Source organism: Ningiella algicola (genome assembly GCF_028401415.2).
Lineage (GTDB): Bacteria > Pseudomonadota > Gammaproteobacteria > Enterobacterales > Alteromonadaceae > Glaciecola.
In genome coordinates this window covers 604,418-624,611 of record NZ_CP171821.2, presented here as the reverse complement: position 1 = coordinate 624,611, position 20,194 = coordinate 604,418, and the positions used below count along the sequence as shown (strand labels likewise).

The following is a 20,194-nucleotide window of genomic DNA, read 5'->3' as shown; positions in this document are numbered from 1 at the left end:
ATTCGCGAGCGCTCAATGCGTGAGCGCGCAAGAGTAATGTCTGTTAAACAGACTGAACACCGCGGATGAAGATTTAACAATCATAAGCAGACACGCTTTGGAATTGGGGTAACACTCAACGATATCCTTTATTAACGGTGATGCGCTTATGCCATGTCCGTTGTATAGAACATACTAAAGCGCGCACCACCTATCTCTGAGTCATTTACAAACAGTTCACCACCATGCCATTGTTGTATTCGTTTAACTATGGCCAGCCCCAAACCTGTGCCGCCTTCATCTCGATTGCGGCCTTCATCTGAGCGGTAAAAAGGCTCAATTATCCTTGCCTTTTGTTTATCTGAAATCCCCGCCCCGTCATCGTCAACATGCACATAAATGCCCGTGTCAGAGCTCTCTACTAACACCATTACTTTGCTTTGAGCATGTCTAATCGCGTTGCTGAGTAAATTATCGAGCGCGCGGGCAACAAAATGTCCGTCTGCAGTTAATATAGGATTTTCGCCCTTAAGCTCTATCGTGAGTGCTGTCATTGACAAAAAATGCTTCACCCGTTGTTGGCATAAGTCTAATACAGGAATATCCTCCATATGCAGCTCAACTTGATGGCTACTGAGCTTGTTGTACTCAAGCATTTCTTGAATGAGTTTATCAAGGTCATCGATGTCATTTCGTGCTTCGATTACTTGCGCCGGGCTCAGCGCAGTTTCTGAGGCCAGCGCAAACTTAAGTCGAGCAATGGGCGTTTTAAGCTCATGTGTCACTGCACCGGTCAACTCTCGCTGGCTTGCTAAAAGTGATGTTATTTTTCCCTCTAAGCTAGACAGTGCGTTAGCAACATCTTTCAAAGGTGAGCTATTGTTTAACTCCGGTATGTCGAAGCTCCCGTCTTGCTTAACCGCTTTAGTCGCGCTCACCAGCTTCGATAAGTCCCTCCACAGTGGATATATCCACACGGCAATCAAAACACCTAACAGTACAAAAAATACAGAACTGTAAATCCACCAATTACTTAAGTCTTCTTTCGCTTGTGTAAATCGCACCGTCATAATGCGCCCATCGTCGATAGGTACATAAATTTGCCATAGGTCTTCGCCAAACCCATGGACAAGTTGTTGCTGCTCTAGTGATTTTGTTATTGGTGCACTGAGCGCCAATTCTGAACGATTATGATAACTAAATGGTATGCCTGAATGTTGAAGTAAGGTTTCTAATGCTTTGGGCCTACTCTTGTAGGTCTCTATCACCGATACCCATGCTTGTTGCTCTTGGCTTAGCATGTCATCGTTTTGAAAAAACACTTGTTCGAGCCCTAGGGTTAACAGTACCAGGCTTACCACAATGAAAAGATAGAGGCTTAAAAATAACCGAGTCATGAGTATAGCAATTTAACGATTAACAGCATGATCTAGCGCCAGGCATCTGCAACAAAAAAGAAGCCCTTCCCCCAAATTGTTTTGATCCGATAAGGGTGCTGAGGATTGTCTTGAAGCTTTTTTCGAATCCGCGATATTCTGACATCTGCGGACCTGTCCAAGCCATCATATTCTCTCCCTATTATTTGTCGATAAATCGTATCTTTATGAACCACTTTGCCCGCGTTCTCAGCCAATATATATAAAAGATCAAATTCATGACTTGTGAGTGATATTGACTCACCTCCTAACATCACTGTGCGAGCAAGTTTGTCGATGCTTAACTGGCCAAAATTAAGCGTTTTGACGCTGTTGTCGCTTTGTTGATTCATCCTGCGCAATAAGGCTTGGATTCGGGCTACCAGTATTCTTGGCTCTACCGGTTTAAGGATGTAATCATCGGCGCCTAACTCAAGCCCTAAGACTTGATCAATGACATCATTTTTAGCGGTTAAAAATAAGATGGAGCCGTTGTAATACCTGCGCAAAGATTTGCAAAGGCTAAAACCATCGTCTCCGGGTAGCATTATGTCGAGAATGACTATTTGAGGGGCTGTTTTCTCAACGGTCCTGAGGAGATCGTTGCCGTCGGCCAGTGCTGTTACGTCAAATTCATGTTGCGTCAGATAGTCTGTGACTAAGGTTCTCAGACGTCGGTCGTCTTCAACTAATACAATCTTAGCTTTGGCATGCACTAAAATATGCTCCACGGTAGCTTTACGCGACGCCTTTTAGGACTCGTATTAATGACTTTATAAGGAATCACTTTATCAAAGACCAGCTTACCGCTAAGGGCTCGAATTTCAACTCGTAAGTCTTTTTTAATGATAATAGGAATTTGAACACTTGGCGTTGTCTTGGGCCTCATGCATATCTGGCGAGTGCCGTTGGTAAAAATACAGAGTTCGTCATCACTAGGGGTAGCATTGAATGTTAACACATCAATTTGAAGCTGTGTTTCACAGCCCTCTTCTTGTGACATGACGACGCACTGATGTGGAATGATGGAAATACTTAGCTCTTGAGCGCGTAGCGTAAATATGCAGCCCATAAAAAGACTAATAATGCAGCAAATTCGTTTAACTATGAGCGTGATTGGTACTTTCCTTGGCACAAGCAATCGCATTTTCAAAACCTATACGCAATGCCGACAAAAGCAGAGGTTATATAATCATTCTCGACTAGAGGACTATCACTCATTCCACTGTGAAGCTTTATGTAAGATGCCGTTGCAATCCACTGCCAATGCTCATCTATTTGAAAAGCTCCGTTGATGTTTAGTCCAAATTGAAGTCCAGCGTCTGCGCTATAAACGAGCTCAGGGAAAGCTGTGTCTTCACTGCCAACGCCATAGTAATAGTTACTCAGTTCGTCACTTACCCATTTAACATGTGGACTAAGGCTTAGCCTCCAGTCTTGCGCTGTATACGTAAAAACGTATTGCGCTGTTGCATGTAATCCTTGGTAAACCCCAGATACATCATGTGCAATGCTTGCGCTTATGTTGTGCGCGCCATCAAACCATTGCACACGGAGTCCCGCGTCTAAGGCCCATTTTCGCGTGCTAACATCATTTACCGATACTGTTTGATCATCTGAAAGGCCAGAAAGCGCTTCAGGGTCGTCGACACTCTCAAAACCCGCTGCAGGAATAAATATGTTTGATGGGTGCCAAAAGCTGAAATTTGCGCGCTCTGCGTTGGGTACAACATATATTTCCAAAGAAGTGCGTTGGCTTGGATAAAACTGGAACCCTGTTTCGGCGTTGTCAAAATAAAAGGACTCACCGTAGTAAGCTATGTCAGGCAGTATGATGTAAGGTATGGCATCTCCATCCACCAATGGATTACTTCTTCCACCAATGCCAATTGCAACACCGACTTGCCAGCTGTTTTGTTCAATACAAAAAGATTCATCATCGCATTTATCATTTGCCAAGCTTGGGCTTGTAAGACAAAACGCAATACAGCATAACGCAACGTAAACACTGCGCTGAACTGTGCTTTTAAATGGAAAATCGGTTTTTTTCATAAGATCTACTTCGTAAAACTTATAACGAAGACTATCAAAGCTTTGCTTAGCAAACATTAGCTGGTTACAAATGTTCACATTTAATTGCATCTTTGATCTGCATTACTAAGCGCTATAATTTAAGGTGTATAAAAAGTGTTCAACTATGCAGGATGAAATTCATGTTCCAGTTAAGCTTGCAAAACCCACAAAGAAACACCGCTTTGTTACCTTTACCTGGCCGAACTAAGACCCTAAGCACTGCCGTTTTTGCGGCAGTCTTACTAAGCGGGTGCTCTGGAGATTCGTCAACAAACGAGCCTGTAGCGCCTCAAGTACCAGAAGTCCCTAGCGCAGTACCACCGCTCAATCCTCCTCAGGCCTTTAATGGTAGCTTGACGAAAACCGGCGGTGACTTAGCAGAAACATTCATCAAAAATGGCTTGTACAACAACAGTGTTGGTAGTGTTCCTGTTCCAACAGCGCTTAGCGATGCGCCGGCTTCAGAAGCGTCGGCACAAGGGGGATTTTCAAGCACCAATACGCAAGAGCTCGGTGTAGATGAGGCAGACAGGATTGAGTTTAACGGAGCACACTTTTTCATTGCATCGTTTCCAGTTTGGGTGCCAGAAAATGTGAGCGCTGCTGGCGTGAGAGTGTTATCTAAAGCAGAGGATAATAGCCTATCAGAGATCACTGTGCTGGAAACAGCAAGCGGTGAAGGCCAAATTTATGGCATATACTTAAGTGAAGCCGAACCCGGCTCAACGTCGGCAAATGCCAATGCTTCGGCAAAATTAGCGGTGATCAGCACAGTAGAACCGACCTACCCTGTGGATACTTTATCTAGCACAAGTTTTGCGCCACAAATGGATGGTTCATTTTTTGTAGAAGTATTTGACGTAAGCGCCCCGGAACAAATTCCTCAAGCTGACAAAATCGAAATAGATGGACGGCTAATTAGCTCAAGGCGTATCGACAATCAATTATATGTTGTTAGTTCATACCTTCCTCAGGTTGAAGGATTGGAGTTTGGTGCTTCAGACGCGCAAACACAGCTTGCGAATTACCAAAAAATTGTATCAACGCCCGCTTCCGAGCTTTTGCCGCCCCTTCGTTTTAACGATAATGAACAAAACATTTTGGCGCTAGATGATTGCTATATCCCAGAAGCGGCTACGGTTGCAGATGGATATGCTCAGTTGATTCAGGTATTTAAGATTGACCTAGACAACCCACAAAATTTAGAAGCCATATGCATGTCTAATGTAACCAGCGAGATATACATGTCATCGGAGGCTTTATATCTGCTTGGAAATGTGGAAAATGACACCTTGATCCACAAAATATCATTCTCTGACACAATGAGTTATGAGGCTTCAGGCTCAGTGCCCGGCATTATCGGCTGGCGTAATCAAGCTCAACTGCGATTAAGCGAATATCAAGATACGCTGCGCATTGTCACCAGTGATTATGCAAGCAACTTGGACGACCCACTCCATCGCTTATTTACCCTCCAACAACAAGGAGACAATTTAGCAATAGTTGGTGAATTGCCAAACGACACCTATCCCGCACCCCTGGGCAAACCAGGTGAAGATGTGTTTGCTGTGAGATATGTGGGTGAACGCGGCTACGTAGTGACCTTTGAACAAATTGATCCGCTCTATGTTCTCGGCCTGGAAAATCCGCAATTACCTAGCTTACTCGGAGAGCTGGAAATCCCGGGGTTCTCAAGTTATTTGCAGCCCTTCTCTGACGATTTGCTTTTAGGTATAGGCCAGCAACTTAGTCCTTTACGCCTTCCTGAAACAGGAGGTCCCATCGTTGAGCCGGTTCCTGTGCAAGCTATGAAAATTAGTCTGTTTGATGTGCGCGATCCAGCCAATCCGCTTGAACTTGCAAATATCACCAAGGAAAACAGCTATACGCCTGTAGAATTTGATTACAGAACGCTTTCGGTTCTGGGAAATGACGATGCGACACGCTTTGCTTTGCCAGTAGAGAGTTGGATGCAAGACGATTCAGATTTATTTCTAAGCGCTAGCAACAGTTTGTTTGTTTTTGATGTTCAGCATTCACAGGCGCAAGCGAACTTGACTGAAAGTCTAACAATTGAGGCCCCCTCCAGCCAAGACTTTTACATTTATGCTGGAGAAGACCGCAGTGTTCAAACATCTGATGGTATCTACTATCTGAGGGGCAATCAGCTTTGGTATCAGTCTTACTTAGCTGACGCAGCATTGATGGGCCCTTATTAAAATCAACACGCCCTAGTTTTTACCCGCGTGCGCTCACCTCTTGCGGATGCGGGTATCCCTTCTCTTGGCTCTGCTAATTGTATGCCGACATGACGCAGGAGGCGTAAACCCCTATTCAATCTTATTGCGCGCATTTCTGATACCGCATATTCATTATGTGTTGACTTGTTTGTACACTTGATAAAAAATCAATTTCAATCATAATATTTCAAAATGCATCAGTGCAAGTGTAAGCACATAAGGCGCCAACACATGAATAGTTCCCAAGTGCTGCTCTCGCATCATTCCGTTTCCGTAACAGTGATCCTCTTTTTTTGCATTATCATCACGAGCTTCTGTGGCCTCTCGTCTTGTCATTACAATAATCAATCGGCACAACTAAGCGCTTCTGATGATAAAAACGCTGCGGACCACTCTGTGTCTTCAAATGCGAAAATGCTAGAGCACACCTTTGCTAATCCACCTCATCAATATAAACCGCTCACTTGGTTTCATGCGATGAGTGGCAATATGTCAAAAGAAGGCGTTACGAAAGATTTTGAGTCAATCGCTGAAGTAGGAATTGGTGGTGTAATGCTCTTTAACGTGACGCAAGGCATTCCATTGGGCGATATCAAATTTAATTCAGACGAACATATCGATATTATTACCCACGCAGCCAAAGAAGCGCAGCGTCTTGGTCTAAGCTTTGGCGTACATAATGCTGATGGTTGGACGTCAAGTGGTGGCCCTTGGATTACGCCACACATGTCTATGAAAAAGCTCGTTTATTCAGAAGTTATTATTGAGGGTGGTGTGATTGACATAAACCTACCTGCGCCTCCTAGCCTACATAATTATTATGAGGATGTGGCTGTACTTGCTTATCCTTCTTTGATACCAGATATTGAAAACGAAAAATTTCCACCTTCCCTTTCCTCTTCTGACAACAATGCCGATTTAAGCTTTATCAATGATAGTCAAATAGAGGCGCACACTACCATCACGCGTAAAGATGGTAAGCGCTCCGATTTGCGCGCCGAGTCTTCTGAACAGGACCTAACAGACGCGCCGTGGATTCAGTTTAGCTATGACGAGCAGGTAAGCAAACAATCAGTGTTTGCTCGTTTTTTAGATGGACGTCATGTAAAACCCATGCTGTATGTCTCAAATGACGGAGATAATTTTACTTACCACGACAGCATCGTTATTAGACGTCCAGGCAAGTCTGTTTGGGCCAGCGACGCCGTGTTTGAAGCCGTTGCAGCAAAGCATTTTCGCTTTTACTTCAACCAAACGGTCAAGATTGAAGAAATGCAGTTATCAAGCAATCGCTTTCTTGCAAATTACCTAGGGCGTAGCTCCATTGCTCGTACTGATTACAATAAGCTGCCTACTATTGGAACGCCTCCTCCCGAGCATATTATTGACTCATCAAAGGTGATAAATCTTACCTCAGCGCTGGATCAAAATGGTCGCTTGCAAACAACATTACCCAACGATGATTACCAAGGACCTTATACAATTATGCGCTTTGGTTTTACCACTACAGGCGCTGTGAATATCCCAGCCTCAGTTGAAGGCACTGGCTTAGAGGTGGATAAGTTCAGTCGAGAAGCATTTGATGTGCACTATGGTGCTTATGTAAGCCGTGTTCTAAATAGTGCAAAAGATGTAGCGCCTGATGCAATGCAATTTCTTGAAATTGATAGTTTTGAAGTGGGCGGTCAAAACTGGACGCACGATTATGAAACACGCTTTCAAGAGCGCTTTAATTATAGCCTGATTAAATATTTACCCTTGTTCGCCGGAAAGTTTATGGACAATGCTGCGGTATCTGAAGGTGTGTTGTGGGATACGCGAACTTTAAACGCAGAACTCATTAGCAACAACTATTACGGCTATTTTACTGAACTAGCCAACAAAGATGGTGTTAAGACTTATATCGAGCCCTACGGTTTTGGCCCGTTTAACGATGTTGACGCTGGCAGCAAGGCCAATATTCCCATGGGCGAATTTTGGCTGAAGCGAGACAATGCCTATTTATCGGCTGCCGCCTCTTCTGCGCATATTTACAATAAGAATATTGTTTCTGCAGAAGCCTTTACCGCCCAACAGGACATTAATTGGACATTTCATCCGGGCATGGCAAAAATTGACGGCGATATGGCCTTTGCGCGTGGCATCAATGAGATGGTCTTTCATCGTTTTGCTCACCAGGCAAATACGCATGTAGTGCCGGGAATGACCATGAATCGCTGGGGCGCACATTTCGATCGCACTCAGCCATGGTGGACAAGCGCAGGCGCTGACTGGTTTAAGTATATGGCGCGTGTTCAATTTATGTTAAGGCAAGGGCTGCCCGTTGCGGATGGTCTTTGGTTTGTGGGTGACGCCGCACCTACCAGCTGTCCGGAAAAACGTGAATTGCAAAGCGTTTTGCCGCGTTCTATTAACTATGATTGCCTAAATGCTGAAGTATTATTGAACGATTTGGAGGTAAGCAATGGCAAGTTAACCTTGCCCCATGGCGCGCAATATAAATGGTTATACCTGAGTAATATCGAAAAAGTTACCTTAGCCAGTTTGGAAAAGTTGTATTCCCTATCTCAGCGAGGCGCGTTAATTATTGGTCAAGCACCCAGCACGCTTGCCAATTGGAGAGCGACCGATGCAATGCGAACAGCATTTGATAAGATGGTTGCGTTTATTTGGTCACAAAAGACCACATACACTGAGCTTGAGTGGGAAACACTTTACAAAACTCACAATATCGCCAGAGAACTTATTGTGGGCGGCGCACCTAACGTTCAGTATGCGCAAAGACGACTGGACGATATGGATATTTTTTTCGTTTATAACGATAGTGAGTACGGTCAAGTATTTGATCTCGAGTTTGGCACAAAAGGCAAAATCCCTGAACTCTTTGATCCTAAAACGGGTGAGTCATATGCCTATCCTATCTATGAGTTTACGCCAGAAAACACCACCAAAACCCAGCTTTATTTGAGTGGCCATCAGTCTATGCTCATTGTGCTCAGAGGAACTGAACATAGCATGGCTAATTCAACAAGCAATCTTGCACCATCAAAGGTCACGCGGAGCTTGCTGAATCAAGGTCTGACATTCAGCTTTAATGAGATTGGCGGCATAAACGCAGGCAGCATAAATGCGGGTGTTTATGCCTTTAACAATGACACTACAGTGAGGTTGAATGCGAGCGAGCCTTTAATCATAAAAGAACCATGGCTAGTGCAGTTTAGCGAACAATACGGACTCGATGAAACTTACCGCTTTGACACGCTAACCGACTGGTCTATGCATCCAGACACCGAGATCCGCGACTATTCTGGCACGGCTTCTTATAGTACAAGTATTACTATCACCCAAGAGCAATTAGATAATCACGAACGCTTATGGATAGACTTAGGTGATGTAAATATAAGTGCTAAAGTGCAAATAAATGAAAAAGACCTTGGCGTAACATGGATAGCACCTCATAAGCTGGATATCACGAAACTTGTAAAGCCCGGTGTTAACCGAATCAATATTGAAGTCGCAAATTTGTGGATCAACAGGCTGATAGCGGATGAATCCTTGCCAGACACAAGCGGTTTTGTGAGAGCGTCTAAGTGGAATAATCCTGAAGAGAATATGGTTGAATGGTATAAACGCAATCAACCTCCTCCGGTGACTGAACGTTTAACATTTACGACGCAAAATTTCTTCAGCGCAGAAGACGAAAGAGTACCTTCGGGACTCATAGGCCCAGTTCGCATTCTGTTTGAGCAGCAAAAAGCAATAGCCCAATAGAGTACGGGACAATTCTGACGCAAATTTGAGTCACTTGTTTCGTTTTACACAAGTGCTATTCTCCTATGAACTACGCGCCGACGCGCGTAGTGTTAGATTTTCACTTAGGGAGAGAAATCATGACGATACTTAAAAATAAATTAGCGCTAGCAGTTTTGGTTGGATTATTGGCTTTAGCAGGTTGCAGCGAAGCACCTGATGAGTCTGAAGAAGATGTAGAATCTGCCGTAGAGCAGACACAAGCGGCCACCGCTGAAGCATATGATGATGTAGAAGACGCTGCATCTGATGCGATGGATGATGCAAGTGCAATGCTTGAAGATGGCAAAGAAGCCGCGAGCGAAATGCTAGAAGAAGGCAAGGATAAAGCGGCAGAGCTTCTGGAAGATGGCGAAGCAGAGCTAGACGATGCTCAAAAAGCCGCCGCTGAAAAAGCGAAAGAAGCCTGTATTAAGCTAAAAGAGCAGACTGGCGGGGATCCGTCTGAGTGCTAATGTAGCGCGCAGCAAACAAAGAAGGGTTGCCAATGTGCAACCCTTCTTTGTTTTCAAAGCTCTAATACCTAATTGCTGGCTTTATGATGTTTATCCCTGATTTGAATAAATACCGCTGTCGATGTTTACTAAGCGGAAGAAAGTTTAGGCCGGTTTAGCTGCTCGAAGGCCTGAGCTAAATCACTTAAAATATCTTCTATGCATTCTAAACCTACGGACAGTCGAATAAGTGAATCGCTTATCCCATGCGCCTCGCGCTGTTCAGGCGTATAGACTGAATGTGTCATGCTTGCTGGATGCTGAATGAGAGACTCGGCATCCCCAAGGGACACCGCTCGCTGAATGAGTTGAAGTGAATTCATAAATAACTCACTTTCGTTTGCGCTCGCATTGAGTTCAAATGCAATCATTCCTCCAAATAACGCCATTTGCTGGCAAGCCAGTGAGTATTGTGGGTGTGTTTTAAGCCCGGGGTAGTCAACTCGTTCCACTAAATCATGTTGCGCCAAAAAGCTCGCCACTTTGAGTGCATTCTCACTATGTCGCTGCATGCGAAGCTCTAGTGTTTTGAGCCCCCGCATAATAAGCATTGCTGTAAAAGGAGACATGCACGCGCCGGTCATGTCTTTAAGACCCTCGAGTCTGATCCTATCAATTAACGTTTTTGCGCCACAAACCAAACCGCCAATCAAATCGCCATGGCCACCGAGGTATTTAGTGGCTGAGTGAATAACCAAATCTGCGCCAAGTTCAACGGGACGAGTAATTAAAGGCGTTCCGTAGGTGTTATCAACAATCGTAGTTATTGCCTTTTTCTTAGCAATGCTGCATATGCTTTTTATATCAACGAGCCGCATGTTGGGGTTGCTGGGCGTTTCGAAATAAATGATTGTAGTGCTTGCTGTTATGCATTCCTCTAATGCATCGAGGTCAGTTAAATCAACATACTTAATCCCCACACCAAACTTTTGTAAAGCATGCTCAAAGAAGGAATAGGTACAACCATATAGGGTTTTGTCCGCAATAATTTCATCGCCAGCCTTTAGCAAGGTCCAGCAAGCCGAGGTAATGGCTGCAATACCGGAGGCGGTTGCAAGTGCAGCCTCTGAACTTTCCAAAATGGCCATACGTTCTTCTAGAATTTGTAAGGTAGGATTGGAAATTCGACTGTAAAAGTGCCCCTCTTTTTCCCCGGCAAACATATCACCACCTGCTTGCACATTTTCAAAAGTAAAGGTTGAGCTCATATGTAATGGGGGATTGAGTGCGCCGTGTTCATTGCTCGCGTCATACGCCGCATGAATTGCCTTTGTCGCTAACCCCACATTGTTGTTGGTGCTGGTATGCTCGATAAGAGAGTGAGGCGTTTTTGAAAGTGATAATGACATTGCGATTATCCAAAGCTTTTATCGAATGACTTTACTTTACTACTGGCGCAGGGCAATATTTAACTAATTAATTGCGTATTTATAGACTATATTAGAAGATAATTGCTTAAAAAGAGGGCTTTATGGATAAGACTGATCAAGCAATTTTGTATGAGCTTCAGCTTGATGGACGCATTAGCAACCAAGAATTAGCAAGCAAGGTGAACCTTTCTCCGAGCCCATGTTTAAGGCGCGTTAAACAATTAGAGGAACGCGGCATCATCAGAGGATACACTGCGCTTGTTGATAATGAAAAATACGGCCTTCCTATCACTGTTTTTGTGAGAGTTGAGCTAGTAAGACATAGCGCGGAAGTGGTAAAAAAATTTGAACAAGAGGTTAGTGCAGCGCGCAACGTGCTTGAATGCTTTGTGATGACCGGTCGAGCAGATTATCTTTTAAAAGTGGTGGTGAAAGATTTGCACGACTACGAGCATTTTGTTCGCAATACACTGCAGCGGATGGACAACATTGCATCAATTGACACTAGCTTCGCCTATGGCGTGGTAAAACACGCAAATGCACTGCCTAATACACTGTAATCCTAAACACTCGTTAGTTTAGTTTGCGTGAAGCTTCACTACCCCATCTTTTCTAGCATTCGAGCAACCCTCTGCTCAAGCTCGTGTGGTTGGAAAGGTTTGCTTAAATAGTCACTCACACCCATTTTTACGGCTGATATTACTCGGCTTTTCTCATTCGAGGCGGTGAGTAACAAAAATGGTGTACGTTGATAATCGATACTATCTCTGACTTTTTCCAATAATTGAATACCACTGCATTTAGGCATGTCCCAGTCAGAAATAATAATGTCGTATGATCTTTGATTCAGCTTTTTCCAAGCATCAGCACCGTCAATGGCATCGTCTACCTTCGTCGCACCCATAGACTCAAGCAGTGTTTTAGTGAGGCCTCGAATTGCAGCCATATCGTCAACAATGAGTATGTTTAGGGTGCTTAACTTTTTAGCTAATTCTGCTTGCATTATTATTGTGTGGTTATTGTCATGCTTAATAATGTATCGGAAAGAAATGCGCTTCCTTAAACTAAAATATCGCATATTTAATGATGCTCTGCATTTGCCATGTATAACTAAATGTCGATAAGCATTTGAATAAATTGCTACAGAGTTCACAATAGGAAGCACTGACGTTTTAACTGAAACAACTCGATGTTATTTTAAGGGCGCCCTATGAAAAACATGCAACTCAGCTTTATCGGCCTTGGTGCGATGGGCTTTCCGATGGCTGGTCATCTTTACCGTGCTGGGTATTTTGTTACTGTCTACAATCGCACTCAAGAAAAAGCCGTTGATTGGTGTAAATCCCATCCTGGTGGCGAGCATGCGAAGACTCCCCGCGAAGCTTGCGAGGGTGCGGACGCGGTATTTATGTGTGTTGGAAACGACGATGATGTGCGAAGTGTAGTTTACGGCGACGATGGTGTACTCGCGAGTATGCGCGGTGGTGCAGTCTTGGTAGACCACACCACTACCTCGGCGGTGTTGGCAAATGAGCTGGCGGCGAAATGCAATTCTCAGCAAATTCCCTTTTTGGATGCTCCCGTGTCCGGAGGACAAGCAGGCGCGGAAAACGGTCGTCTTACCGTAATGCTTGGTGGTGATCAGATAAGCTATAAACGCATAGCGCCATTACTTGACTGTTATGCGCAAAAGCACGCTTTAATGGGCGGTGTTGGGAGCGGCCAACAAACCAAAATGGTTAATCAAATCTGTATTGCAGGTTTGGTGCAAGGCTTGTCTGAGGCCCTGCATTTTGCAATGCAAGCAGGCTTAGATACGCAGCAAGTGGTCGATGTTATCAGCAAAGGTGCTGCTCAGTCGTGGCAGATGGATAATCGAGCACACACGATGGTTAATAACGAATTTGATTTTGGTTTTGCTGTTGACTGGATGCGCAAGGACTTGAGTATTGTATTGGACGAAGCGAAAAAGAATAACAGCACCCTTCCTGTAACCGCGCTGGTGGATCAACTATACGCGCAGGTGCAAAAAAATGGCGGCGGGCGTTTTGATACTTCTAGCCTAATTAGCTTACTCAACGACAAAAAGTAGAGCATCGCTTCTTTATCAGCGACGAGAGTGCGAGCTAAACCCTGACTTATTTTTATTTGCAATTAATGTAGAAAGGCTTCATCTTTTATTATCTGTTGAATTATTGACCTTTAGCCGTATGAATTTCCAGCGAGCAGACTTAAAAATCGCAATATATGCAGGTATTTATATCCTAATTTGCTGGATCTTTTACGCTTTACTGGGTTTTATTTCCTTTGAACATCCACAAGACTCTTATCACGCAAGAGACGCTGGAGCCGCAATCACTCTTCCAGTTATTGTCTCTTTGTGTATTTTTGGCCAGCACATTGTTCTTCGCCGTAATTCTTACCAGATAGCGAAACTTATGAGCTATAGACGCAGAAAAACACCGGCCGAATTAAGCTCACAGATCAAAAGCATTGTCGAACATCACATCAAAAAACGAATGGTATGGTTGGCAATCTTAGCAATGATCATTGTCGCGGTTTATTTTATGCATGTTTCGGTCGAAATCGATCCATCATTTCGTTTCAATCCGATCATTGATTTCGATTTGAAACGATCACCGATTTCGGTGTTATTCGATCAAATTGAGCACTTTTCCGAAATCAGTGATCGGAATGCCGAAACAACCTTCTTTTTCTAGTTAAATCAATTGGTAAGCTATGCCTTAACGTCAGTGTTAAGGAAATACGCAGCCATGCCTAGAAAGAGAACTGAAATGAGAAAAGTAAAAGACGTCCTGCGCTTGAAGTTTGAGGTAGGATTGAGCAATCGCGATATTGGCAAATGCCTGAGCCTTGGCCCCGCTACCGTGAGTGAAGTCCTCACGCGATTTAAATCGAGTGATTTAACATGGCCACTACCAGAGGGCCTAAGCGATCAGCAACTTGAAGGCAATCTCTATACTGCTGCGACGGCTAAACGCAAGAAACGCCTACCTGACTTCCTGAAAATGAAAATTGAGCTAAAGCATCGGCATATGACCAAGCTGCTGCTATGGCAAGAATATTGTAAAGAAGATAGCGCCACCGCTTACGGATACACTCAATTCTGCGAGCACTATCAGTCGTGGCTTAAAAAGCAAAAACGCAGCATGCGCCAGCATCATATTGCCGGCGATAAGTTATTTATTGACTACTGCGGCCCAACAGTTCCCATTGTTAGCCCTGATACGGGGGAAATCAGATATCACGCGCAGATATTCGTTGCGACGCTAGGTGCGACCAATTACACCTATGTCGAAGCGGGCCGCTCACAAAAGCAAGAAGATTGGATAATGGCGCACGTGCGTGCGTTCAATTATATGGGCGGCGTGCCGCGCCTGTTGGTGCCAGACAACCTCAAGTCAGCGGTGATTAAAGCTCATCCTTACGCGCCTACGCTGAATGAAAATTACGCTAAAATGGCAAGGCATTATGGCACGGCCATCATGCCCGCTAGACCTTATAAACCCAAAGATAAAGCCAAAGCTGAAAATGCCGTGCTGATTGTTGAGCGTTGGGTATTAATGCGCTTGCGTCATTATGTGTTTTACACCTTGTCAGACTTGAACGTTAAAATCAAAACCCTAATGGAGGACTTAAATAACCGTCAACAACGCATGTATCCTGGCTCACGCAAACAGCAGTTCGAGTTGCTAGATAAGCCCGCGCTGGGCAGTTTACCCGCATGCCCTTATGAATACATCGACAGTAAACGCGCCAAGGTCGGCCCTGACTACCATGTGCTGTATGAAAAGCATGCGTACTCTGTACCTAATGGTTTAGTCGGCGACACTGTCACGCTAGAAGTCAGTGCCAATATCGTGTGTATTTATCATCACAACCAGCTCGTCGCGCAACATGCTCGCACGTTTAAAGACGGCGGATTTACGACCATTAAAGAGCATATGCCACATAGCCATGTGAAGCAGCGCTTCGGTCCAGAGCGCCTATTAAGTTGGGCTGAAAATATTGGCGCGGGTGCTCGTGGCGTGGTTGAGTGGCATATCCAAAGCCGTAAACACCCTGAGCAAGCGATTAAAAGCTGTTTAGCCATACTGCATCTCACTAAGCAATACGGCAATGCCCGCGTAGAGGCCGCCTGCCAAAAAGCCTTACTGCTTGAGCGGCCACATCGCACGGTGGTGGTAAATCTACTCAATCATCGCAAAGAAGCGGCACATCAAGCACCCGAGCAAGATGACACACCTGTCACACACCACAATATCCGTGGACAACATTACTATCAATAGGAAACATCATGAACCAACAAGCACTGCAAGAGCAACTGCGCTCACTGCGACTTGGGCACTTTAGCCAAGCGCTTGAGCTGCAACAATCACAAGTGGCGACATATGAGGATATGAGCTTCGAAGAGCGCCTTGGCTTACTGGCACAGCACGAAATACTCTGCCGTCAAAATACTAAAATCAAACGCTTAATACGTCAGGCAAAAATGCGCTTAGATGCGCACGCCAGTCATCTAGACTACCGAGCAGCACGAGGACTGCGCAAGGAAAAAATAGCGACCTTACTCAGCGGGCAATACCTGCATTACTCGCACAACGTCATTATCACAGGGGCAACCGGTTGCGGTAAAACCTATTTAGTCTGTGCGCTTGGACAACAAGCATGCGAGCAGCATCACAGCGTTAAATATTACCGACTAGGTCAGTTACTCGATGAGCTTAACATCGGCCATGCCGATGGTAGTTACCGTCAACAACTGGCGCAACTTGCCAAGAAAAAGCTGCTAATACTCGATGACTGGGGCATGGAAAAGCTAAATGCTCGACAAGCCAACGACTTGCTTGATGTCATGGAGGACCGTTATCAAAACGCCAGCACTATTATTGCTAGCCAAATACCGGCGACAGACTGGTATAAGCTCATAGCAAACCCGACCGTTGCTGACGCACTACTTGACCGATTACTGCATAACAGTCATCGCATCGAACTCGCTGGGGAGTCAATGAGAAAACTAGACCAATCCGATCACTTAGGGTAAAAAGAAGGCTGGGAGAAAAGAAGGTTATGAAGCGATCGGATAGAACCGAAATGACTGACTGTTTTTACCGAAATACGCATTTTACGATGGAGCGAACAATTCTTCATGAGTCCTTGGGAACGTATAGGTATCTGCTGTTTGCTCAGGCAATCCCAATATGGACAAGTATTTTGTACATTCTTTTCACCATGATATTGCTATTTCAAATACTGACTAAGCACATTAAGCGCTATCTGCGGGTAAGACTATTCGAAATTGAATTACTTAAACCCCTAAGTGAAATAATTTTCACCAATTTTTTCGTCGCAATATCAATCATTGCGGTATACCCCTTAAACGCCCTTGTATACGACCTTCCATTTATCGAGTTGGTTCTTATGTTTGTGTTTTCTTGCCTTACCCTTGCTTTGCTTTGTTATCCAGTCATCGTGACTCGACAAACCTTGTTAATACGCAAAGAACAAATGCTAGAAAGACTAAATCACTCCTTAAGCGAACAAATGAGCACAACAAGCGCGCTTAGTAATAACAGACGGCTGGTTGACGATGATTCGCGTGTGAAGTTTATTTCCGATCTACTTTTGGTAAGGAAAGAGATTGGCAATACGGGAATCACTGCCATCGACCTGCCATTTTCCTTTAAGCTGAGTCTATTGATGCTAATACCTTTAGTCTCATGGGTTGGTGCTGCACTGGTCAGCCAGCTCCTTAAAGTCGCCGTGCCTATCTAGTATGAGGGTTTTAATATGTTAGCCCTTAGTCACTTAGCGCCAAGAAAGGCGTTTTTAAGGTACACAAATTTACAAGTCGTCATCTGCCTAGCGATTGGATACTTTGTATCAATGATTGTCGCAGCTATTTATCTCGGCGCATTTAGCCAAGATGCTTACATCGCTTCAAAAGTTGGGGACTCGATAAGTCGCGATTTTATACGAGAGAGAAATGCGGCCATTGGCATGCCTCTAGTCACAGTTTACGCAATCATTTGCAACTACTACCTCTTTACCAGAGCACGCACATGCCTTTTTTCGTTTCTAAACCATAATCATGTTGCGAAAACCCAAAAATGGGTCATCTATACAATTGCAAGAAAGACATGGTTAAATTTAAAGATTTCATTTGTATTTGGCCTTGGAGTTACACTCACTTATCTTTACGCGGAAGGATTGTTGGTAACAGATGCGTTGTCTGAGTCACCAAGTATTATCGTATTTTTAAACGTAAGTGCGGTTCCGTTTTGGAGTTTTAGTGTTCTTTTAGTCTTGCAACTAATATTTATTACTCGCTTTGTTATCAAGCATTTCCTTGAAAAAGAAAAGATTGGCATGTTTGGTAGCAAAAAACTTCAGCCAATTTCAGACTTGGTTATTTCCAACGTGGTGATAACAGCATTTTTTATTGCACTGTTCCCTCTCTTTTGGATGGGCAAGGAAATACCTAATATAGACAAAGTCATAACTTTATTTGTGTTTGTTGCCTTAAGCTTATTTTTACTGAGGCCAGTGATGAAAGTACATAACTTCATTGCAACTCAGAAGTCTCAGTCTATTGAGCGTATCAACAAAGCTATTTTTGTCGCATTTGCTGAGCGACAGGACAAAAAGCGACGTTTAACAGATAATCCTGAACGCCTAAGCCAACTAAGTTCACTCATTAACTTAAAACACGAGATCAATAGCGTATCATCATGGCCAATTGACTTGCCTCAAGGTATTAAAGGGATTGCAGTTGCCAGCACCATTCCATTGTCATGGGCAATTGGTTCCATCATTGAGTCCCTAATTTCACAGTTTTTTTGATTAGTCTAAACCCATTAGTCGAGGAACGTTCAACGTCTGGCTAGTAGCTTGTCTAAATGGTCGGCAAAGGCTTTGCGGTCTTTTTGATTCAACGGCGGCGGCCCTGACGTTTGAAAACCACTAGCGCGCATGGTTTCCATAAAGTCACGGGTATTTAAGCGACTCTTAATGGTTTGTTTATCGAAGAGTTCACCTCTGGGGGATAAGGCATTGCCGCCCTTCTCTATCACTTCGGCAGCAAGTGGTATATCAGAGGTAATCACCAAATCGTCTTCATCGCAGCGCTGCACAACTTCATGATCTGCAACGTCAAAGCCTGATGGAACCTGCATGGTTGATATGTAGGGTGACGGTGGCACTCTTATCGCGTGGTTGGCAATCAACAAGGTCTGCACTTGGGTGCGCTGAGCTGCCTTAAACAATATTTCTTTGATAACTACTGGGCACGCGTCTGCGTCGACGATAATTTTCATATCATATAATGACCTTTAAAATCGCGAAAACGAGCATCGCAAGCATTGTCGAAATGAGAAGGCTTAACACAGCACCCTCTACAACCATGTCCTTGATGTCAATTTCCCCAGTACCATAAGCAATGGCATTGGGAGCTGTCGCAACCGGAAGCATAAATGCGCAGCTTGCGGCCATAGTTGCCGGTATCATAAGTATAGCCGGATCAATACCATAGTTTATGCCGACTACATACAAAATAGGTAATATCAAAGTTGCGGTGGCAATATTACTGGTAATTTCGGTTAAGTAGGTCACCGTCAAACACAGCAGTAATATTGTTATCAATAGCGGAAATTCAGTAAAGACGCTCAATCCATCGCCAATTATTTCGCTCAAACCTGAGGCGGTAAATCCTTTTGCCAGTGCAATGCCGCCAGCAAACAAAAGCAGCATGCCCCATGGAATATCCACAGCAGTTTTCCAATCAAGTAGCTTTTCGCCACGACCGTTTGGGACGATAAACATCAGAATAACGGCTGCAAGCGCAACCGTACTGTCTCCAGCCATGCGAATATCTAATAATGCGCTCCACCCGCCAAAAGGCTCGTTACGCGTGACCCACGCAAGGACCGCCAGACCGAACACTATCAGGGTTCGTTTCTCTTGAATTTGCCACGCACCAACCGATGGCATATCCACATCCAACGGGCCTGAAAGACGACGAGTCAACCACAGCGCCATAATCGGAATAGCGACAACGACAACAGGTATCCCGATAGCCATCCACTTTAGAAAACTAAATTCTTGCCCCGATTGCTCCTCATACAATCCGGCAAAAATCACATTCGGAGGCGTGCCGATAATCGTGCCTAAGCCTCCAACACTTGCTGAATATGCAATACCTAGAATCAATGCGATTTTAAGCGGTTTATGTTTGACCTGCGTTAGGATGGCCAAGGCTATCGGCAACATTATTAAAATAGTGGCAGTATTTGAAATCCACATGCTTAAGATTGCGGTTGCTATCATAAAGCCGAAAACCAGCTGTTTTTGACTGTGTGCACCAATGGCGTTGATCATCATAAGCGCGAGGCGCCGATGAACACCAGACCGCTCGAGCGTTTTAGACAGCATAAAGGCGCCCATCAATAGCAAAATCACGTGAGAGCCGAGGGATGCGCTTACTTCTCTGTGAGTGAGAATGCCAAATAATGGTAAAGCAGCAAACGGTACAATTGAAGTTACCGGTATAGGCAAAGCTTCGCTCACCCACCATATGACGGTAAGTACCGTAATACCGGCGGTAATCGCAGCGCCATGAGGAAAATCTAAAGCGTAGTTACAAACAAGATATGTTAGCAGCGCACATATTGGACCAATCGCTAAAAAATATGAACGTTGCATCATATGGAAAAGGTTATTTGCTCGCTTTTGGGTATTTAAGTTCAGCAATCATATACTGCAAATCACTTTCACAAAACATTTTTATGTTTGTC

At 44.3% G+C, this 20,194-nt stretch carries 18 protein-coding genes; 10 read left to right on the top strand and 8 right to left on the bottom strand.

Features of this window, described 5'->3' with window-relative positions; all coding sequences use genetic code 11:
- Positions 1 to 146 precede the first annotated feature (146 nt).
- Genes PN836_RS02745 through PN836_RS02730 form a run of 4 tightly spaced genes read right to left on the bottom strand, consistent with a single transcriptional unit; the run spans position 147 to position 3,446 of the window.
- Entirely contained in the window at positions 147 to 1,376 is a 1,230-nt protein-coding gene (locus tag PN836_RS02745) for an ATP-binding protein (RefSeq protein WP_395343203.1), read from the bottom strand.
- A 32-nt stretch (positions 1,377 to 1,408) separates the two neighbouring features.
- Entirely contained in the window at positions 1,409 to 2,110 is a 702-nt protein-coding gene (locus PN836_RS02740) for a response regulator (RefSeq protein WP_395343199.1), read from the bottom strand.
- A complete protein-coding gene (locus PN836_RS02735; protein ID WP_395343196.1) occupies positions 2,110 to 2,529 on the bottom strand; it encodes a DUF3019 domain-containing protein in 420 nt (139 codons plus the stop codon). Before PN836_RS02735 ends, PN836_RS02740 begins: the two co-directional genes overlap by 1 nt.
- Positions 2,530 to 2,543: 14 nt before the next feature.
- Positions 2,544 to 3,446, bottom strand: a complete 903-nt coding sequence (locus PN836_RS02730; RefSeq protein WP_395343193.1) for a MipA/OmpV family protein — start codon at positions 3,444 to 3,446, stop codon at positions 2,544 to 2,546.
- 161 nt (positions 3,447 to 3,607) lie between these two features.
- On the opposite strand from PN836_RS02730, the gene PN836_RS02725 reads away from it, so the two are divergent.
- The 3 genes from PN836_RS02725 (at position 3,608) to PN836_RS02715 (ending at position 9,972) form a co-directional block, all read left to right on the top strand.
- A complete protein-coding gene (locus tag PN836_RS02725; RefSeq protein ID WP_395343191.1) occupies positions 3,608 to 5,686 on the top strand; it encodes a beta-propeller domain-containing protein in 2,079 nt (692 codons plus the stop codon).
- A 252-nt stretch (positions 5,687 to 5,938) separates the two neighbouring features.
- The gene (locus PN836_RS02720; RefSeq protein WP_395343189.1) at positions 5,939 to 9,478 is read left to right on the top strand and encodes a glycosyl hydrolase; all 3,540 of its coding nucleotides are present in this window, start codon (positions 5,939 to 5,941) and stop codon (positions 9,476 to 9,478) included.
- A 119-nt stretch (positions 9,479 to 9,597) separates the two neighbouring features.
- Positions 9,598 to 9,972: a hypothetical protein gene (locus PN836_RS02715; RefSeq protein WP_395343186.1), complete on the top strand. Its 375-nt coding sequence runs from the start codon at positions 9,598 to 9,600 to the stop codon at positions 9,970 to 9,972.
- A gap of 128 nt (positions 9,973 to 10,100) precedes the next feature.
- On the opposite strand, the gene megL is transcribed toward PN836_RS02715, so the two are convergent.
- Positions 10,101 to 11,360: a methionine gamma-lyase gene (gene megL / locus PN836_RS02710; protein ID WP_395343184.1), complete on the bottom strand. Its 1,260-nt coding sequence runs from the start codon at positions 11,358 to 11,360 to the stop codon at positions 10,101 to 10,103.
- 122 nt (positions 11,361 to 11,482) lie between these two features.
- On the opposite strand from megL, the gene PN836_RS02705 reads away from it, so the two are divergent.
- Positions 11,483 to 11,941, top strand: a complete 459-nt coding sequence (locus PN836_RS02705) for an Lrp/AsnC family transcriptional regulator (RefSeq protein WP_395343181.1) — start codon at positions 11,483 to 11,485, stop codon at positions 11,939 to 11,941.
- Between the two features lie 38 nt (positions 11,942 to 11,979).
- On the opposite strand, the gene PN836_RS02700 is transcribed toward PN836_RS02705, so the two are convergent.
- Positions 11,980 to 12,384, bottom strand: coding sequence for a response regulator (locus PN836_RS02700; protein WP_395343178.1), 405 nt, complete (start codon positions 12,382 to 12,384; stop codon positions 11,980 to 11,982).
- A 207-nt stretch (positions 12,385 to 12,591) separates the two neighbouring features.
- Between PN836_RS02700 and PN836_RS02695 the strand changes: the two genes are divergently transcribed.
- The 6 genes from PN836_RS02695 (at position 12,592) to PN836_RS02670 (ending at position 18,245) form a co-directional block, all read left to right on the top strand.
- Positions 12,592 to 13,473 (top strand): NAD(P)-dependent oxidoreductase, encoded by an 882-nt coding sequence (locus tag PN836_RS02695; protein WP_395343175.1) that lies wholly within the window; start codon positions 12,592 to 12,594, stop codon positions 13,471 to 13,473.
- Between the two features lie 118 nt (positions 13,474 to 13,591).
- Positions 13,592 to 14,101, top strand: a complete 510-nt coding sequence (locus PN836_RS02690; RefSeq protein ID WP_395343172.1) for a hypothetical protein — start codon at positions 13,592 to 13,594, stop codon at positions 14,099 to 14,101.
- 54 nt (positions 14,102 to 14,155) lie between these two features.
- Complete coding sequence (gene istA / locus PN836_RS02685; RefSeq protein ID WP_395338422.1) at positions 14,156 to 15,691, top strand: IS21 family transposase; 1,536 nt, start codon at positions 14,156 to 14,158, stop codon at positions 15,689 to 15,691.
- An 8-nt stretch (positions 15,692 to 15,699) separates the two neighbouring features.
- Positions 15,700 to 16,446, top strand: coding sequence for an IS21-like element helper ATPase IstB (istB, locus tag PN836_RS02680; RefSeq protein ID WP_395338423.1), 747 nt, complete (start codon positions 15,700 to 15,702; stop codon positions 16,444 to 16,446).
- A 26-nt stretch (positions 16,447 to 16,472) separates the two neighbouring features.
- Complete coding sequence (locus PN836_RS02675) at positions 16,473 to 17,177, top strand: hypothetical protein (RefSeq protein ID WP_395343169.1); 705 nt, start codon at positions 16,473 to 16,475, stop codon at positions 17,175 to 17,177.
- 15 nt (positions 17,178 to 17,192) lie between these two features.
- Positions 17,193 to 18,245 carry a hypothetical protein gene (locus PN836_RS02670; protein WP_395343168.1) on the top strand — a complete coding sequence of 351 codons (1,053 nt, stop codon included), beginning with the start codon at positions 17,193 to 17,195 and terminating at the stop codon, positions 18,243 to 18,245.
- A 29-nt stretch (positions 18,246 to 18,274) separates the two neighbouring features.
- Here PN836_RS02670 and PN836_RS02665 read toward each other — a convergent pair whose 3' ends face one another.
- Both PN836_RS02665 and PN836_RS02660 read right to left on the bottom strand, forming a co-directional pair.
- Positions 18,275 to 18,718 carry a YaiI/YqxD family protein gene (locus tag PN836_RS02665; protein ID WP_395343165.1) on the bottom strand — a complete coding sequence of 148 codons (444 nt, stop codon included), beginning with the start codon at positions 18,716 to 18,718 and terminating at the stop codon, positions 18,275 to 18,277.
- Position 18,719: 1 nt separating this feature from the next.
- Positions 18,720 to 20,105, bottom strand: coding sequence for an SLC13 family permease (locus PN836_RS02660; RefSeq protein ID WP_395343163.1), 1,386 nt, complete (start codon positions 20,103 to 20,105; stop codon positions 18,720 to 18,722).
- Positions 20,106 to 20,194 lie beyond the last annotated feature (89 nt).

Coding starts and splice junctions, on each gene's coding strand:
- megL (WP_395343184.1), bottom strand. CDS start 11,360: ATGTCATTATCACTTTCAAAAACGCCTCACTCTCTTATCGAGCATACC.
- PN836_RS02670 (WP_395343168.1), top strand. CDS start 17,193: ATGTTAGCCCTTAGTCACTTAGCGCCAAGAAAGGCGTTTTTAAGGTAC.
- PN836_RS02725 (WP_395343191.1), top strand. CDS start 3,608: ATGTTCCAGTTAAGCTTGCAAAACCCACAAAGAAACACCGCTTTGTTA.
- istA (WP_395338422.1), top strand. CDS start 14,156: ATGCCTAGAAAGAGAACTGAAATGAGAAAAGTAAAAGACGTCCTGCGC.
- PN836_RS02730 (WP_395343193.1), bottom strand. CDS start 3,446: ATGAAAAAAACCGATTTTCCATTTAAAAGCACAGTTCAGCGCAGTGTT.
- PN836_RS02705 (WP_395343181.1), top strand. CDS start 11,483: ATGGATAAGACTGATCAAGCAATTTTGTATGAGCTTCAGCTTGATGGA.
- PN836_RS02665 (WP_395343165.1), bottom strand. CDS start 18,718: ATGAAAATTATCGTCGACGCAGACGCGTGCCCAGTAGTTATCAAAGAA.
- PN836_RS02695 (WP_395343175.1), top strand. CDS start 12,592: ATGAAAAACATGCAACTCAGCTTTATCGGCCTTGGTGCGATGGGCTTT.
- istB (WP_395338423.1), top strand. CDS start 15,700: ATGAACCAACAAGCACTGCAAGAGCAACTGCGCTCACTGCGACTTGGG.
- PN836_RS02715 (WP_395343186.1), top strand. CDS start 9,598: ATGACGATACTTAAAAATAAATTAGCGCTAGCAGTTTTGGTTGGATTA.
- PN836_RS02745 (WP_395343203.1), bottom strand. CDS start 1,376: ATGACTCGGTTATTTTTAAGCCTCTATCTTTTCATTGTGGTAAGCCTG.
- PN836_RS02700 (WP_395343178.1), bottom strand. CDS start 12,384: ATGCAAGCAGAATTAGCTAAAAAGTTAAGCACCCTAAACATACTCATT.
- PN836_RS02690 (WP_395343172.1), top strand. CDS start 13,592: ATGAATTTCCAGCGAGCAGACTTAAAAATCGCAATATATGCAGGTATT.
- PN836_RS02720 (WP_395343189.1), top strand. CDS start 5,939: ATGAATAGTTCCCAAGTGCTGCTCTCGCATCATTCCGTTTCCGTAACA.
- PN836_RS02660 (WP_395343163.1), bottom strand. CDS start 20,105: ATGATGCAACGTTCATATTTTTTAGCGATTGGTCCAATATGTGCGCTG.
- PN836_RS02675 (WP_395343169.1), top strand. CDS start 16,473: ATGAAGCGATCGGATAGAACCGAAATGACTGACTGTTTTTACCGAAAT.